Genomic DNA, 17,663 nt, shown 5'->3' on the forward strand with positions numbered 1-17,663 from the left:
ATTTTAACTGAGCATTATTCTGTTACCACAATTTTTTGGGTAGCAGCAGTTTTATTGTCTTTTACCTTTATGAAATAAGTACCTGCCTGCAAGCCATGGGTTTCAATTAAAGCAGCGCCTGCAAACTGCACCGTTTTAACTATTCTTCCTGAAATATCAACGATGGCAATGGTTGTTTTTTCGCCTGAATTCGTTTGCACATTGATGCTTTGTCCTTTCTTTACAAACGTTGGCTGAATTTTTAAAGTATATGCCGCTGCTACTGGCACATCTGTTTGAACCCTTGCGCCGCTATTAACCGTTACATTAAATACATCCGTTACACAGGTTGCACTTGCGTTATCCCGCACCGTGTAGGTTGTGTTTGCAGCCGGACTTACTGTGATGCTGCGGGTGGTTGCACCGGTAGACCAGGTATAGGTTCCCGAAGGCCATGATGCAGTTAGTGTGGTAGATGATCCCGAAATAATAGAAACATTGGTAGTCTTATTCACGTCTTTCATCATCGTAAACTGGTCGCTGATAATACCCGTACGCCGGATGAATTTTGCATCCAGCCGGTTATTCTCTATTTCAAAATAAAACATACCGCCATCATCTACAGAGAAAGGCATGGCGTTATGCGGATAACCACTCTGAACGCCACCATCTGCGCCGGCAGAACCTGCCAGTACGTAAACTGTACCATGGTTAGCGCCGTTGGCAGGTTTATAAGGACATGAATTGGTGCTGCCATCATACTTGCCACTGCTGCTGCTGATGGTATGTGCACTTACGTTGAATGACGATTCATTACCATAATAACCATTCAACAAATAGGAACGCTCATAATCATGACTATGCCCGCAGATGATGATATCAACACCATAACGTTCTAAAATACGGATGAAGTTCTGGCGGATGTTGATCAGCTCAGATTCCGTATCGGAATTATGACTGCCCATGGTATAAGGTGGGTGATGCCAGTATACCACGGTCCATTTCTTGGTATTGGCTGTAAGGTCTTGTTTTACCCAGGTTACCTGCGCGCCGGTAGTGTCGTACAAACGGGTAGTTCCTGCATTTTCTTTACCATAAGAATCCAGCGATAAGAAGTGGATGTTACCCCAGTCCCAGGAATAAAACGCTTCTGTTCCCGATGCCACGCCACCACACTGGGCAGCGGTGGGCATGGTGAAATTCTGATAATATGCCCCGGTACGGGATGTTTGAGAAGTGCCATAATAATCATGATTACCAGGGGCGGGGAAGAGCTGATGGTTCTTTAAAATAGTGGCGCTGTATGCATTGAAGAAATTACTTTGGTATTCGGCATCTGTTCCGTTGTTGTAGGCATTATCACCCAACAGCAACAGCACCTCTGCCGGATTGCTGCCTGCATAATTTCTATACGAATTCAAGGTGCCTGTCTGGAAAGAGTTATCATTTCTGCCGCAATCACCAAAGGCAGCAATACGTATTTTGCGGGTAGTAGTATCAGCAGGAGCTGTAGTAAAGAAATTATCAGTTCCCGCTTGTATTATTTGCGTAGTACTTCCAAACCGGTAATAATACTTCGTGTCAGGGGTAAGTCCGGTTATTCTTACTTCATGTTCAGTGGTAGATGCCGGGTCGGTTGCAGTCAACGTGTAAGAGCCATGTATAGTGCCTGCTTCAATTTTTGAATTGGTGGCAATATTGGTTCTCCAGCGAAGGGTAACAGCCGTTTGATTACCCATTTGCAGGTAAGGTCCGCGGGTGAGTACTGCAGTTGAAACGCCTGTACCGGTCAATTCAAGATCAAAGCTCACATCTGAACTTGTTTTATTGATCTGGTGAATTTCCACCGCTATTACATTGGTACCTGTAACTAAAGAGCCGGCAGCCAATGTGGTGGAAAGCCAGGTATTGCCATCATCGCTGCAATTGGTGGACGCCCAGGTATTATACGCAATGGTCCCCGAGGGCATATTGTTCCTGTATTTTTCAACTCCATTAATATAAACAACGATGCCATCATCTCTCTTCACCCGTAAAGTATAATTGGAAAAGATGGATGCATCAGCAACCGAAATCGTTTTTCTGAAATATGTAGTTGTGTATTTGTTATTCGATTGAGGGCCATAACTTACAACGGTGGCTTCATCCCCGTCGCCATAGCCTAATTGAGCAGCGCCCGATGCCCAGCTTCCGTCATTAAAAGAAGCGGTTCTCCAGGCAGTGCCCTGGTTACTTCCGTTGTCGAGGTATTTCCAGGTAGAACCAGTGGGTACCAGCGCCGTTTGCGCCAATACGCTTACGACACAAAACAACAAAGCAATAGTGTAGATGATCTTTGTCATGGTTTTTTGCGGTTGGTTAATAGATTTTTTTATTGTTCAAACATATGACATAAATAAATCAACTGTTGGGTTTGATGATTATGCTATTATTACTAATTGAGTTCCATGCAATGGTGAAGTAATTGTTGAACCGGTCGTTGCCTTATGTACTACATGTAAGGCCAAATATTTATGCCAGAATAAATATTTATTTATATGTATTAAAAGTTACATATAGCGCGTTATACATATAATCATCCGTGACTTTATGAAACCCCTTATTGTGTTGTTCAGCTGTGTGTTTGCCTTTTCGGTGAGCACAAAGAGCCAGACTAATTATTGCCTTTCATTTGACGGCGTAAACGACTATGCTAATATAGGCAACATTCTTCCTGCCGTAAGCGATTTTACGATCGAATGCTGGGTAAAAGTTCCCTCCACCGCTACAGGCACCTGTTATTTCCTTGGCAGTAATACCGGTACCTGTGCAGGTAACATTCTGCAATACAGTGTTGCCTTCAATACGCTTACGTTTTATGAACGGTTGAACTGTACTGGTGTAGGTGTTGACTATGCTGTTACCCTTCACGATAATACCTGGCATCATTTGGCGGGGGTGCGTTCGGGAACCAGCCTGTATTTATATGTTGATGGTAAGCAGGTAGGTACCGGCACAGCTTATAACAATACAGGAATGACCACCTTCAGGTTAGGCAACCGCATTTCAACTTATTACCAGGGTTTAATAGAGGAAGTGCGAATATGGAGTGTGGCCCGTACGGCCCAGCAGATAAAAAGCGGCATGTACAATACAGTAGCTGCTTCCACCTCAGGCCTGATGGCTTACTATGGTTTGAATGAAGGCAGCGGGCAAACGGTGGGGGATGCTACCACCAACGCTTATAATGGTACTGTTGGCGCCAATAGTTCCGTTGCCGGTAACGACCCTGCATGGGCCGCTTCACCGGTTCAGTTTGGCAATAATGCGGTGAGCTTTGATGGCGTGAACGATTATGTATCCATTCCCGCAGCCGCCATTGATAATCTCCCTTCCGGCACCATTGAGGCCGTGGTTTACCTCAATAGCTTAACCCAGGCGCCGATCCTGTCTAAACAATCCAATAGTGAAAATACATATGCCACGCTTACAGTCGGCTACTATGCCGATGTATCGGGCAATCTTGTTGCTGGTACGCCGGGTGTGGTGTATTATCATTCACAAAATGGCGTTGCGGTGCTCAATTCCGGTTCCACTACGGTTTCGGCTGGCACCTGGACGCATATTGCCGTATCTTTCAATTCAAGCGGCGCCAGCTTATATATCAACGGTGTGCTGGCAGGTAGCGCAAGCGGTAATTTTTCTCAACCCAATGATCTAACTGTAACAAGCACCCGTTTGGGTAGTTGGAGCACGGGCGGCTTTCTGGATGGCCACCTGGATGAAGTGAGGGTATGGAATGTGGTGCGCACACAATCGCAGATCCAGGCCCTGATGGGGGTAGGTTTATCGGGCAGCCATAGCGGACTGGTAACCCTGTATTCAGCCGACCAGGGTATACCCACTGGTACAAATACAGGGCTAACGATACTGATTGACAATACTACCAACAATAATCATGGCGTACTCACCAATTTTGCCATGAGCGGCGCCACCTCCAATTATATTGCCAGTTCGGTAGTGCTTCCTGTATCGCTTACCGGTTTTTCCCTGGTGAAGCAGGCAGATAATATTGTGCTGCACTGGCAAACCAGCCAGGAGCAAAACAGCGGTTATTATATCGTTGAAAGAAGCAGCAATGGGATCAATTGGAATGCGATAGGGAAGGTGAGGGCCCTGGGCGCCAGCGTGTCGAACGCCGCTTATTTATACACCGATGAACAGCCGCTGCAGGGCGCTAACTATTACCGGCTGAAAGCAGTGGATGTGAACAACCGGTTTACATACAGCGGGGTAATCTTTGCCAGCTTTGCTGTCAGCAAGGCCGTATGGCAGGTGCTTCAGAACCCAGTGCAGAAAGGGGTATTGCAGTTTACTACAAAACTGCCTGCTACCGCACATGCCAAGGTGCAGTTGTTTGATGCGCAAGGCAAACTGCTGCAACAGCAGGGTGCTTACCCGGGATTGAATACAATGCTTATACAATCACCTGTTCGCGGCATTTATTTCCTGCGGTTATCACAGGATGGTAAGGTCATCGGCAGAAGACAAAAGATAGTACTGCAATAAGAAAATATGATCAGGTTAATAAAGTTACAGATCGTTGTTTATATACAAAATTCAATAAAATGGCTGGTAGGGAAGTGCCTGCCAGCCATTGATCATTTACTTAATACGTTTTGCTTATTATTCTATCCTGAATTCCCATCCATTGGGAAAAACGAATGGCAGTTGCGATAAGGAGGCCTTGATCACTTTCATCTTGCTGGAGCTTGAATGAATAAACTCAGTTGTACTTATAAAAATGCCAACATGTTTCCCGTCTTTCCCTACCACTACGGCGCCGGCAATCGGGGAATCAATAACTTTTCCATAATTAAGATATTCCGCTGCTATTTTGCCATATTTACTCCCGGTGAGTACTTCATTTACAACATGATTGCATTGAAAGTCGGCAGTTCTTGATGCGCCAATAAGATTGTTCGCGATAATTGATGAATAGGCCATTGAATGGTAATTTTTAGTTTATGTTCATATGTACGAAGTACTGAAAGGAACAGATTTCATGCCAAAGGAAAAATTACCTGTTATATTACCCACTTGCCCGTTATAGTTAGTATGGAAAACTATAATATAAGATGATATCCGGAATATTAAATAATCAATAAATAGTAAGGCTTATTTCATGTTATAAAAGAAACTCCGGAGTTCTTCTGCAAAAATACCCGGCACTTCAAGCGCTGCGAAATGCCCGCCTTCTTTCATTTTTCTGAAGCTGACTACATGTACAAAGCGCTCGGCCCACTCTTTTGGAAATTGCGCTTCCCGCGGGAACACGGCCACACCAGCCGGTACGTTGCTTTTCTGCAATGGCTGCGAGCCACCCCATTGAGCAATCGCTTCTGCTTTGTACATTCTGACAGAGCTTCCAATAGTTTGTGTTACCCAATAGATCATGATGTTGGTCAGCAACTCATCCTTGCCGCCGAATGCCTGCTCTATCATATCGGGTGCTGCGCCTGCATTCACCATGCTAATTATCCAACCGGCAAGTGCAACCGGTGAATCATTCAGGCCGTAAGCCAGCGATTGGGGTTTGGTAGCTTGTACCATGGCATAAGCGCCTTCGGCATACCACCACTGTTGTACAAACTGTGCAAATTGTTTTTCAGCTTCGGTCATGGTAGCTGGATCTTCCTGTCCCATGGGATAGCCTACATCTGTAAAATGTACACCCGCCACTACTTCGGCATATTTTGAAGCTAATGCTTTTGTAACTCCCATGCCCACATCGCCACCGGCCGCATAGAATTTTTCATAACCCAGGTTTTCTGTCATTAATGTTTTCCATAGGTCGGCAACTGCTTCACTGGCAAGAGCAGTTTTATCAGAAAAACCAAAACCGGGAATGGAGGGTATTACCAGGTCAAAACTTTGTTCGCCCTCAGTGAGCAGCGGAATGATTTTGTGAAAGCGATAGTAACTGTCGGGCCAGCCATGCGTCAGTATAAGGGGCTTCGAATTTTTACTTTTGCCCCTGATATATTGAAAATGAACTTTTACCCCATTCACATCGGCTATGTATTGCGGATATTCGTTTAGTAATGACTCGTTCCTGCGCCAGTCATATTCGGTTAGCCAATAACGAACCAAACCTTGCAGGTAAACTTCACTGGTGCCGAAATTCCAACCCGAGCCCTCGGCTTCACCCGGCCACCGGGTATTTTGCAAACGGTTTTTCAAATCATCTAATACTTTCTGATCGACTGTTACCTTGAATTCTGTTACTTGTTTCATTTCTTCAATTTTTTTGCGAGTAAGAATTATTGATGTTCAGTGTGAGCAGGAGGGAAATGGCAATAAGGGCGCTTGATCTTTGATCTAATACAGCTTTACTTTAAACCAGTAGCGACCTTTGAAGTATTCCTTCATTTTCACCAGCTCTTTCGACTTTTCGGTTAGCCAAAAAATGGCCCAGGATCCGGGTTGGTACTGTATTTTCAACAGCCAGCATTTTATTTTGGTATCACTGTTTAAGGGAAGGTATTCTTTACCTATTACTTCATAGCGGTGATAAGATGGCTCTTTTTCGTTGGGGTCATAAAAAGCAATGTCAAAGATCTGTCCCACCTTTTTTATAGGTAAAAGAGGATATGTTTCAAGGTCCTGTTCCCAACTGATAACCGGAATGGGTAGGGGCACCTTTGTTCTTTTGATCGCTGCATTATTCTGAACGGTATCGCTGGGCACCATAAAGCTGTCTTTGAAATCATAAGCAATGGTCCCGGTTTTAAAAACCCCTTTATGGAACAGGGGAGCAAGGGTTTGCCTGTTGCAGATATTTGTAATTTTTCTTTGCAAAGTATCGTTGTGATACCACTTCCAGCCAAATTCAACTGTGGGTTGATTATTGGTTGTGTTAAATGTAGTAGTGCGTTCCCAGATGTCTCCGGTGCTTGTGCGGGCAAAAGTGCTATCGGTAGTATACACCAGGTATACAGTGGTTCCTTCTTTCAAATTACCGGTTAGCAGCTTATTGTTTACAGCATTGATGGTATCTGGCTGAGCTAATGCAGCAGCAGCCTGCAACAATACGGGTAATGTTAAAATATAACAAACCTTCATCTTTTTACTAAAAATATTTATACTGCTTAATTTTATAATTACCATTTATCAAATTTGTTACAACGTTAATGTGTATGTGACAAAATGCTTACCGGTACCCGACTAGTGAAATAAAGAACGGGGCCGTGCCAATAAATCGGAACAGTTCCGTTTAACCTGTGTAGTTGCTTCGCCGGGAGGAGCCAGTTCTACTTCCTGATGTTGAATAACCGGCATCCTGGCCCGACTCTTCTATTTTGAAATATTGCGAATGTGAAAAGCACCCTGATTTTTGGGCATCGTTGCATGGGTTTAAGAAGCAGAAGCGCTGCTAACCATTTCAAAACGTTGTAGTTAAATCTTTACTTAAATAATATGTTGAAATACATTCAACCAGCAGATATCCTGGCGTATCGGCCAGGGAACTAATAAACGTACCATCACTGCCTTTGACAAAAAGGTCTGATTTGTATAAAAAAAAGTCTTATTTAGTTAAATGGCAGCAGTGTTGCTGCCGTTAACTTTGGTCGCAAGACCCAATTTGCTGCCATTATGAAAAATAGATTTCTATTATTCATCGTCCTTTCCGCACTTCCTTATTTTTCTATTGCTCAACCTTCCGTTAAAGAAGCGCCGAAGGGCCCTGGATTGAAATTATGGTACGATACACCTTCGGGTAATACCTGGGAGAATGCATTGCCGGTAGGCAATGGTCGCCTGGGCGCCATGGTGTATGGCAACGTGCCTGTAGAAACTGTTCAGTTGAATGAACATACGGTATGGAGCGGCAGCCCGAACCGGAACGATAACCCTGCTGCATTTGCCGCCCTGCCAGAAATACGCAGGTTGATCTTTGACGGTAAACAAAAAGAGGCGGAGAAAATAGCCAACCAGGCCATCATCAGCAAAAAGTCGCATGGCCAGCTATTTGAACCGGTAGGCAACCTGCAGCTTGCTTTTGCAGGACATGAGTCATACACTGATTATTACCGCGAGCTGGACCTGGAAAATGCCGTTGCCAAAACTTCTTATAAAGTTGGGGAGATTACTTATACGCGCGAAGTACTTGCGGCATTGGCGCATCGGGTCGTTGCAATCAGGTTAACGGCTTCGCAGGCAGGAAAGCTTTCATTTAATGCATTCTTTACAACACCGCAGCCAAAAGCCGTTCGTAATGTATCTGCTGACAAAGAGCTGATCATTGCTGGTACTACCATCGATCATGAAGGGGTGACCGGCATGGTAAAGTTTAAAGGAATTGTGCGTATACAACCGGAAGGCGGCCGGTTACTTACCAATGATACCGCGCTGATGGTGCAGGGAGCCAATGCAGCTACCATCTATATTTCCATAGCTACGAATTTCAACAACTACAAAGATCTTGAGGGTGATGAGAACAAACGGGCTGCAGAGTACCTGCAACGCGCAACCGCTTTATCTTACCCGGCTATCAGGAAAGCACATATTGCAGCTTATCAACAATACTTTAACCGGGTAAAGCTCGACCTTGGTTATACCGAAGCGGCAAAACTACCTATAGATCAGCGATTGAAGAATTTCAATACCACAAACGATCCTCATTTGATAACACTGTATTATCAATTTGGCCGGTATCTTCTTATTTCCTCTTCCCAGCCGGGTGGCCAGCCTGCCAATTTGCAGGGTATCTGGAACCACCACATGTGGCCGCCATGGGACAGCAAGTATACCATCAACATAAATGCCGAAATGAATTACTGGCCGGCGGAACGTACCAACCTCGCTGAATTACACCAGCCTCTACTGCAAATGGTGAAAGAACTGGCAGTCACCGGGCGCGAAACGGCGCGGGTAATGTATGGCGCACGTGGTTGGGTGGCGCATCATAACACCGATATCTGGCGTGCCACCGGTGCAGTTGACGGCGCCTTATGGGGCGTGTGGAGTGCCGGTAGCGGCTGGCTGATACAGCATTTATGGGAGCATTATTTATACAATGGCGACAAAAAATACCTTGCTTCCATTTATCCGGTTATGCGGGAAGCGGCCCTGTTCTATGTAGACTACCTGGTGGAGCATCCAATGCATCATTGGCTGGTTGTTAACCCTGGTATGTCGCCTGAGAATGCACCACAGGCGCATCAGGGGTCATCGCTTGACGCCGGTGTAACAATGGATAACCAGATCGTATTTGATGTGTTTAGTGCGGTTATACGGGCTGCTGGCATTTTGGGTAAGGACGCTGCTTTCGCAGATACATTGATGGCAATGCGCAAACGGCTTCCGCCCATGCAGGTGGGGCGGCATGGACAATTACAGGAATGGCTCGACGATGTAGATGATCCCAACGATCACCACCGCCATATTTCACATCTCTATGGATTATTTCCTTCCAATCAAATATCTCCTTACCGCACACCGGCTTTGTATAGTGCAGCCAAAAATACCCTGATCCAGCGCACAGATATTTCTACCGGCTGGAGTATGGGATGGAAAGTAAACTGGTGGGCGAGAATGCTCGACGGCAATCATGCTTATAAGCTGATCCAAAATCAGTTGTCGCCGGTAGGTACGAATTCGGGTGGCGGTGGTACATACAACAACCTGTTCGATGCGCATCCTCCTTTTCAGATTGACGGCAATTTTGGCTGTACGTCTGGTATAACCGAAATGCTGCTGCAATGTGCTGATGGAACGGTTGCCCTGCTGCCCGCTCTTCCCGACGCCTGGCCGGCCGGTACGGTGAGCGGGCTTCGGGCCAGGGGAGGCTTTGAGATCGTTAACATGGAATGGAAAGACAAGAAACTGGTTAAGTTTGCCATACGCTCCAACCTGGGTGGTAACCTGCGGATAAGGGTACCGAATGCGATGAAGGCGGGGAACAATGACCCATTGCATAAGGCGCATGGCGATAATAATAACCCATTCTATTACACAGATGAAACAGTTACTCCCATTATATCGCCAAAAGCTACAGTTACCCAACCCGTGACCGGGGAAACCTGGCTATATGACGTTCCCACCCGCAAAGGAAGCGTATATACTTTTGTGGGAGAATAATGTTCTCAGGCGCGAATCAGAAAGACCTAACATAAAAACAGAAAAGGCCGTCTCTAAAAAATAAGAGACGGCCTTTCTATGTATTAATTACAATTGAATTGCTTATTTCACGATCACCAGTTTGCCGGTGTAGGTTTTACCGCCGGTATTGATGAGGTAATAATAGGCGCCTGCTGATAATTGTGTGGCAGGAAGGGCAACCCGGTACAACCGGCCTGCTGTTACATTGCCTTTGAACAATACTTTCTCGCAAGTGCCCAGCGCATTGTAAATGCCAACCGTTGCATTGGTGCTTTGAGGCGAGGTGAACTCAATAAGCCCATTTGTAATAACCGGGTTAGGATACGCTTTATGCGTAAAGCTGGTTACTACTGTAACTGGTGTATTTTGTTCAACAGCCTTTGTAGCGGCAACGTTTGTTGACCTTCGGGCCGCGCAATCAGAATAATCTTCCGTTACTTCCGTAAAGTCGTTTGCAAAACAGCCATTGGCCGGGTTAGTAACGGTGATGATATAGGTGCCGGGAATATTAACTGTTGTTGTGTGCATCACATCTACGAAATCTTCAGGGCCCAGCCACATATACGATGCATTAGGCGTATTGGTATTGGCTGTCAGCGTAACATTTGGGTTAGCGCAGCTTATCGGGCTGGTATTGGTAATATTTATTACCGGCGCCGCCGTGTTCTCTGCAACCGTAGTTGGCTTGCTTGAAGTACAACCGTTCTGCGGGTTGGTGGCAGTTAAGGTATAAATACCTCCACGGCTTACAGTGGCTGATGAAGAATTCGAGCTGTAGTTGTTAGGTCCTTCCCATCTATAGTTAACACCTGAAGAAGACGAACTTCCCGAAATGGTTACGCTCTTGGTAAGGCAGGTAATGGTCCCTGAGTTGTTGATTGAAATTTCCCCGGGCCGCGTGGTGTTCTCTTCAACCACTGTGGTGGCTGTATCATAACAGCCATTGTTAGGGTTGGTAGCGGTGAAAATATAGGTACCGCCCCTGTTTACAGACGCATTTAATGTAGAAGCGCTGTAATTATTAGGGCCACTCCAGCTATAAACTAAATTAGGCGTTGAAATGGTAGCCATGATACCAATGCTCGGGGTGGTACAGGTGATAATACCTGCATGCGTAGCCGTTGCACCGGTTGGTGTTTCAATGTCCTGCGTTACCGCCACCTGGCTGGTTGACGAACAACCGTTCACCGGGTTGGTCACTGTTAACGTGTAAATACCTGGCATATTTACTGAAGCGTTGGCCGTGCCTGAAATTACACCGCCTGCATTGCTCCAGCTATAACTAACGCCCGGCGTTGTAGAACTGCCGGTTAAGGTAGAATTGGTGGCGATACAGGTGATCTTTATAGGATTGGCCGAAGCAACTATATTCGGGCGCGTTGTATCCCGGCTCACCGTTGCTGATGCAGTTGCTGTACAGCTACCTAAAGCAACTGTTAAAGTATAGTTGCCCGGTGCAGTTACTGTTGGGTTTTGGGCAGAAGAAGTATAGCCATTCGGTCCGTTCCAGGTATAATTTACGCCTGATGCCGCAGAACTTCCCTGAAGTGTAACCGAATTGTTGGTACAGGTAATGGCGCCGCCTGTTGCGCTGGCTGAGATACTGGCGGTTCCGGTAGATACTACCTGCATATTGTCGAAATAATAGAATTCATCATTGCCGGTAGCTCTTGCTCTTACCACCACTTGTATGGTACTATAGTTTCCAGCCGGGATAGTAACAGACACTGGTGTAGGTGTGGTGCTGTGGTTGTTGATGCCAGCCGTTCTTTCGGCAAACAATACTTCATTGCCATTATTTAATTTGTAATAGAACCGGATGTAATCGCCGTAAGTAGCATCTGTGTTCATTACCGCGTTATTGATAACGGAGCTTCTTACACCGGCTGAAATGCTGATGTTGGTTTTCCCGGTCATGTCGAGCGAGGCCGACGTCCACACTACATCGCCTGTAGTAGTACAGTTGGTTATCCTGAGCTCGTTATTCTCAACCGCGATCACAGCCGCAGCAACCGTTTTAGAAGTGGTCCAGGCGGTGGCGCCTGCATCGGAAGTAGTGCCGTTGTTCAAACCGGCAAAATCTTCCAGCCAGGTGCTTGTGGTGGTGTTGCTCTGGGTAACGGTTGCACTTGCTGTGCTGGTACAACCATTTACCGGATTGGTAACCGTTAAATTATAAGCACCTGCTGTAGTAACTACAGGGTTTTGCGCTGTAGAAGTAAAGTTGTTCGGACCTGTCCAGCTATACGTTACGCCCGAAGTGGGAGAAGAACCGGAAAGGGTAGCCGAAACAGAGTTACAGTTAAGTGATCCGTTAGCTGAGGCAGCGGCGCCCGGCGCTGTAGTGCTGGAGGAAACCAGTGCAGTGTCATTGGCTGTACAACCTGTTGAGGGATCGGTAACGGTCAATGTATAAATGCCTGCAGCGGTGGCCGACGGATTCTGCACAGTAGAAGTGAAATTGTCCGGGCCCGTCCAGCTATAATTTACCGGCGATGTGGCAGAGCTGCTGCCTGTAAGTCCTACACTGTTTCTGGTACAGCTAAGTATGTCGGTAGCCGTAGCCACTGCATTGAGTGAAGACTGCGTGGTTGCTACCACCTGTATGTTATCTACATAATAGAACTCATCATTGGCAGTAGCCCTGCTTTTTATGATAATCTGCAGGGTGCTGTAGTTGCCATTCGGGATAGATACAGACACCGGGGTTGGTGTAGTGCTATGGTTGTTTATGATGCCTCTCTTTTCCGCAAACAATACTTCAGCGCCGTTGTTGAGTTTGTAATAGAACCTGAGGTAATCCATTAATTCACCGCTGTCATTCATCAGTACATTGTTGATGACAGAGGTTTTTGTTCCGGCGGAAACAACAATGTTGGTTTTGCCGCTTATGTTAATAGAGCCGGAAGTCCATGCTACTTCACCGGTAGTGGTACAGTTGGTTACCCTAAGCTCATTATTCAGCACCGAGATCACTGCCGAAGACGGATTTTTGGAAGTAGTCCAGGCCGTGGCGCCCGCGTCGGATGTAACGCCATTGGCCAGTGTAAAGTCTTCAAGCCAAATAGTGCCGGTACTGGTGTTACTCATGGTAACGGTAGCCGATGCTGTGCTGGTACAACCGTTTACCGGATTGGTAACCGTTAAGTTATAAACGCCTGCTACAGTAACTACCGGGTTCTGCGCTGCAGAAGTAAAGTTGTTCGGGCCCGTCCAGCTATACGTTACGCCCGAAGTGGGAGAAGAGCCGGAAAGGGTAATCGAACCGGAGTTACAGTCAAGTGATCCGTTAGCAGATGCAGCGGCGCCCGGCGCTGTAGTGCTGGAGGAAACCAGCGCCGTATCGCTGCCTGAGCAACCAGTTGACTGATCTGTAACGGTCAGTGTATAGATACCTGCAGCGGTGGCCGACGGATTCTGCACAGTAGAAGTGAAATTGTCCGGGCCCGTCCAGCTATAATTTACCGGCGATGTGGCAGAGCTGCTGCCTGTAAGTCCTACACTGTTCCTGGTACAGCTAAGTATGTCGGTAGCCGTAGCCACTGCATTGAGTGAAGACTGCGTGGTTGCTACCACCTGTATGTTATCTACATAATAGAACTCATCATTGGCAGTAGCCCTGCTTTTTATGATAATCTGCAGGGTGCTGTAGTTGCCATTCGGGATAGATACAGACACCGGGGTTGGTGTAGTGCTATGGTTGTTTATGATGCCTCTCTTTTCCGCAAACAATACTTCAGCGCCGTTGTTGAGTTTGTAATAGAACCTGAGGTAATCCATTAATTCACCGCTGTCATTCATCAGTACATTGTTGATGACAGAGGTTTTTGTTCCGGCGGAAACAACAATGTTGGTTTTGCCGCTTATGTTAATAGAGCCGGAAGTCCATGCTACTTCACCGGTAGTGGTACAGTTGGTTACCCTAAGCTCATTATTCAGCACCGAGATCACTGCCGAAGACGGATTTTTGGAAGTGGTCCAGGCCGTGGCGCCCGCGTCGGATGTAACGCCATTGGCCAGCGTAAAGTCTTCAAGCCAAATAGTGCCGGTACTGGTGCTGCTCATGGGAACAGTAACATTTGCCGTGCTGGTACAACCATTTACCGGATTGGTAACCGTTAAGTTATAAACGCCTGCTACAGTAACTACCGGGTTCTGCGCTGCAGAAGTAAAGTTGTTCGGGCCCGTCCAGCTATACGTTACGCCTGCAGTGGAAGACGAACCGGAAAGGGTAACGGAAGAACTTGAGTTACAGGAGATCGATCCGTTGGCACTGGCGCTGGCGCCTGGAGCCGATGTGTTCAAAGCAACCAGGGCGGTATCGGTGCCGCTGCACCCGGTAGCCGGGTTGTGAACTGTTAATGTATAGGTACCTGTTGCAGATACAACCGGGTTTTGTGCATTAGAAGTAAAGTTATTCGGGCCTGTCCAGCTATAACTAACACCACCAGCCGCTGCATTGCCAAACAATGTTACCGAATTGCCGGTACAGCCTATGACGCCGCCGGCCGTTGCAGTAACGCTCTCGCCGACAATATCGCTTCCGATAACTTTAATATTATCGAAGTAATAGCGCTCGTTATCAGCTGAAGTACTTGTTTTAATGATCACCTGCAGGGTGCTGCCGCTGAGCGATGCAGAAGTATAAGAAGTAGAGGCCGTACCGTTCGTGGTAGAGCCGATTCCGGCGAGGTCTTCATAAACCAATATTTCTTCACCGCCGTTTAACTTATAATAAACGCGAATGTAGTCGAGTGTTTCGAAGGCGTTGTTGGGGGTGGCTTCACTACGCAGGTCAACCGAAAAAGTTACATTCGATTTCCCTGCAATGTTTATCGCCTGTGAGGTCCATACGCCTTCAACCTGGCTGGTAAAGCTGGTCTTGAACTCATTGTTCTGCACTGAGTAAGTACCGCCGCCGCCGCTGGTAGCCGTCCAGGCGGTTACGCCTGCATCGGAGGTAGCGCCATTGCCGAGGTCGCTAAAATCTTCTAACCAGAAAGTAGCAGGTGTAGATGATCCTGTGGTTACGGACACTAACTGCTGGGCCGTACAGCCGTTTGAAGGGTTGGTTACGGTAACCGTATAGGTGCCCGCTGCACTTACGCTTGGATTTTTAGAAGTGCTGCTATAGTTATTCGGACCCGTCCATCTATAGGTAGCCCCGTTTACTGTTGAGTTTACATTCAATGTAACACTTGGTAAACAGGCCAGGGTTCCGCCGGTAGCAGAAATATCAGGCGGTGTTTTATTTTCAGGAACTGTAATGGTAGCAGATGCCGCACAGCCTGAAGATAAAGTAGCGGTAACTATATATTGTCCGCCTGCGTTTACAACAGGGTTCTGCGCTGCGCTTGTAAAGCCATTGGGGCCGGTCCATGACCAGCCTGTAACGGTACCGGTGGCCGTTGCCGACAATTGCGCGGTGTTGATACAGGTTACGGTTCCATTAACCGATGGCGTAACGGTAACGGTACCGGTGCTGGCGGCGGTGCCGGTTACGTTGATATTATCAAAGAAGTAACGTTCGGTAGGATCAGAATTACTTGTCTTAATAATGATCTGCAGGGTGCTTCCGTTCAGGGAAGACGAATTGACCGTGGTAGAGGCTGTGGTATTGGTGGTGCTTCCGATGCCTGCAAGGTCTTCAAAAACCAGCGTTTCCGCACCGCCATTCAGCTTGTAATACACCCGTATGTAGTCGGAGTTTTCCAGGGCATCGCTGGTGCTTGCTACCGAGCTGCGTAGATCAACCGAAAAACTGACATTCGATTTTGAAGAGATGTCTATCGCCTGGGAAGTCCAAACACCCACACCCTGACTGCCGCTGAATGAAATTTTGTATTCATTGTTTTGTACAGAATAGGTACCGGAACCGGTAGCGGAGGTAGTCCAGGCGGTTGTACCCCCATCGGATGTAGTTCCATTGCTTAAACCGCTAAAATCCTCCAACCAGAAGGTAGCAGGAGCAGATGAACCAGCCGTTACCGATACCGATTGCTGCGCGCTACATCCATTGGCCGGGTTGGTTACCGTTACCGTATAGGTGCCGGCTGCACAAACTGATGGATTTTGAGCGTTGGAAGTGAAATTGCCCGGGCCACTCCAGCTATAAGTAGCGTTGCCCACATTGGAGGTGGCGCTGATGGTTACGCACGATCCGCAGGCCAGTGCGCCACCCGTAGCTGTAATTTCGGGCGGTGTTTTATTCTCCGTTACGGTAACGCTGGCTGAACCGGTGCCGCTGCTGTTGGTAGCTACCACCGTATAAGTGCCTGCTGCGTTGATCGTTGGGTTTTGAACGGTAGAGGTAAAACCGTTAGGCCCCGTCCAGTTCCAGGTGGTAGTGCCTGAACCGGTGGCGGTGGCTGATAAACCCAATGACGGGTTGGTACAGGTAAGTACACCGCCGTTGCCTGCTGCTGCTGTTGCAGTAATAGTAGAAACAGTGCAGGGCCCTGCTTCCTTAAATACCCGGTATTCTTCTATATAATACTTGGAGGTTTGTGACCCGCCATTGTTATAGTTATAGAGCTTTACAACCAGTTGCACATTGCTGCCTGTAAGTACGGGGGAAATAAAGTCGATGGTGCCGAAATTACCGGTACGCGAATCGAGCAGCGTTTCAGCGCCGCCGTTCACCTTATAATAGATCCTCACATACTCTGAGCTGTTCATATCCCCTTCAGAGGAAACTTTTACAGCTACCTGGAATTCGGAATAACCCGCGGTGGAAAATACCCGCGAATACCAAATGCCTTCGCCTCCGAGTTCCTGGGCATGAATGCGCCTTGACTTTGCGGCAAATATACCGGTGGAAGCAACACGGGATGCATCCAGGTACCAGCCTGTTGCGGAAGGGTCAGACGTGGTTCCATCAGCTGTTGTAACCCTGCCTGTGATAATAGGGCAATCAGGGGTAGCCGATAAATAATTGCTCAGCAAAAAAAAGAACATCAAAAGAGTAAACGGTTTGGGTAATCGCTTTTGCATATATAGGGTGTTTGTTTGTTCGCTTATACAGTCACGTGCATGGAAATACCATTCCTATCTGTACACGGCAGATAAGAATAGCCTGATTGGTTATGTTAATGGATGTTGCCATGTAGGTAGCATGGCTCAGTATCATGTATATCGAGTAGGAAATACATGCTCAAAAACTCCCCGGAAATACCGAAATTTATCAACTTCGTAGGAAAAGGCAGGCAGTTACAGTAATGCCTATGGCGAGGTTATTGAATGCGCCCAAAATAATAACAAAGTTTTCGGCCAAACACATTTATTTTAGACGTATCTTTTTAACGGTGCTAATCAACCGATGATAAGTTATAATTATCTGCTACGTGGGTACTATAAAGAAAATACACTTGTAAGGCAGAGTTAAAATAAAGTGTGCTGATTTGTAGGTTTGACGGCCTGCACTACATAAAAAGTCGGATTTGTGTAAAACAAAGTCTTTTTTGTACAATAATGAATAAAGTGATCTTTGTAACCGGATAAAATCACTGACAATCGTCAGTTTTCTGCAGGGAATTATAACT

Annotated in this window: 7 protein-coding genes; 2 read left to right on the forward strand and 5 right to left on the reverse strand. The window is 46.8% G+C overall.

Translation table 11 applies throughout. The features are described from left to right. Positions 1-14: 14 nt before the first annotated feature. Entirely contained in the window at positions 15-2,321 is a 2,307-nt protein-coding gene (locus FAM09_RS09805) for a metallophosphoesterase (protein ID WP_136576916.1), read from the reverse strand. A 247-nt stretch (positions 2,322-2,568) separates the two neighbouring features. On the opposite strand from FAM09_RS09805, the gene FAM09_RS09810 reads away from it, so the two are divergent. After that, positions 2,569-4,527 (forward strand): LamG-like jellyroll fold domain-containing protein, encoded by a 1,959-nt coding sequence (locus FAM09_RS09810; RefSeq protein WP_136576917.1) that lies wholly within the window; start codon positions 2,569-2,571, stop codon positions 4,525-4,527. Between the two features lie 117 nt (positions 4,528-4,644). On the opposite strand, the gene FAM09_RS09815 is transcribed toward FAM09_RS09810, so the two are convergent. From FAM09_RS09815 to FAM09_RS09825, 3 genes are all read right to left on the reverse strand, one after another. After that, on the reverse strand, positions 4,645-4,965 hold the full coding sequence (locus FAM09_RS09815) for a hypothetical protein (protein WP_136576918.1): 321 nt from the start codon (positions 4,963-4,965) through the stop codon (positions 4,645-4,647). Positions 4,966-5,136: 171 nt separating this feature from the next. Next, on the reverse strand, positions 5,137-6,255 hold the full coding sequence (locus FAM09_RS09820) for an epoxide hydrolase family protein (protein ID WP_136576919.1): 1,119 nt from the start codon (positions 6,253-6,255) through the stop codon (positions 5,137-5,139). Between the two features lie 84 nt (positions 6,256-6,339). Next, entirely contained in the window at positions 6,340-7,128 is a 789-nt protein-coding gene (locus FAM09_RS09825; protein ID WP_136576920.1) for a DUF3108 domain-containing protein, read from the reverse strand. 486 nt (positions 7,129-7,614) lie between these two features. Between FAM09_RS09825 and FAM09_RS09830 the strand changes: the two genes are divergently transcribed. Next, on the forward strand, positions 7,615-10,101 hold the full coding sequence (locus tag FAM09_RS09830; RefSeq protein WP_136576921.1) for a glycoside hydrolase family 95 protein: 2,487 nt from the start codon (positions 7,615-7,617) through the stop codon (positions 10,099-10,101). A gap of 102 nt (positions 10,102-10,203) precedes the next feature. Here the strand turns inward: FAM09_RS09830 and FAM09_RS09835 are convergent, their stop codons facing one another. Further along, complete coding sequence (locus FAM09_RS09835; RefSeq protein WP_136576922.1) at positions 10,204-17,115, reverse strand: T9SS type A sorting domain-containing protein; 6,912 nt, start codon at positions 17,113-17,115, stop codon at positions 10,204-10,206. Positions 17,116-17,663: the final 548 nt, after the last annotated feature.

The sequence above is a fragment of the Niastella caeni genome, from assembly GCF_004834005.1.
In the GTDB taxonomy this organism is placed as follows: Bacteria; Bacteroidota; Bacteroidia; order Chitinophagales; family Chitinophagaceae; genus Niastella; species Niastella caeni.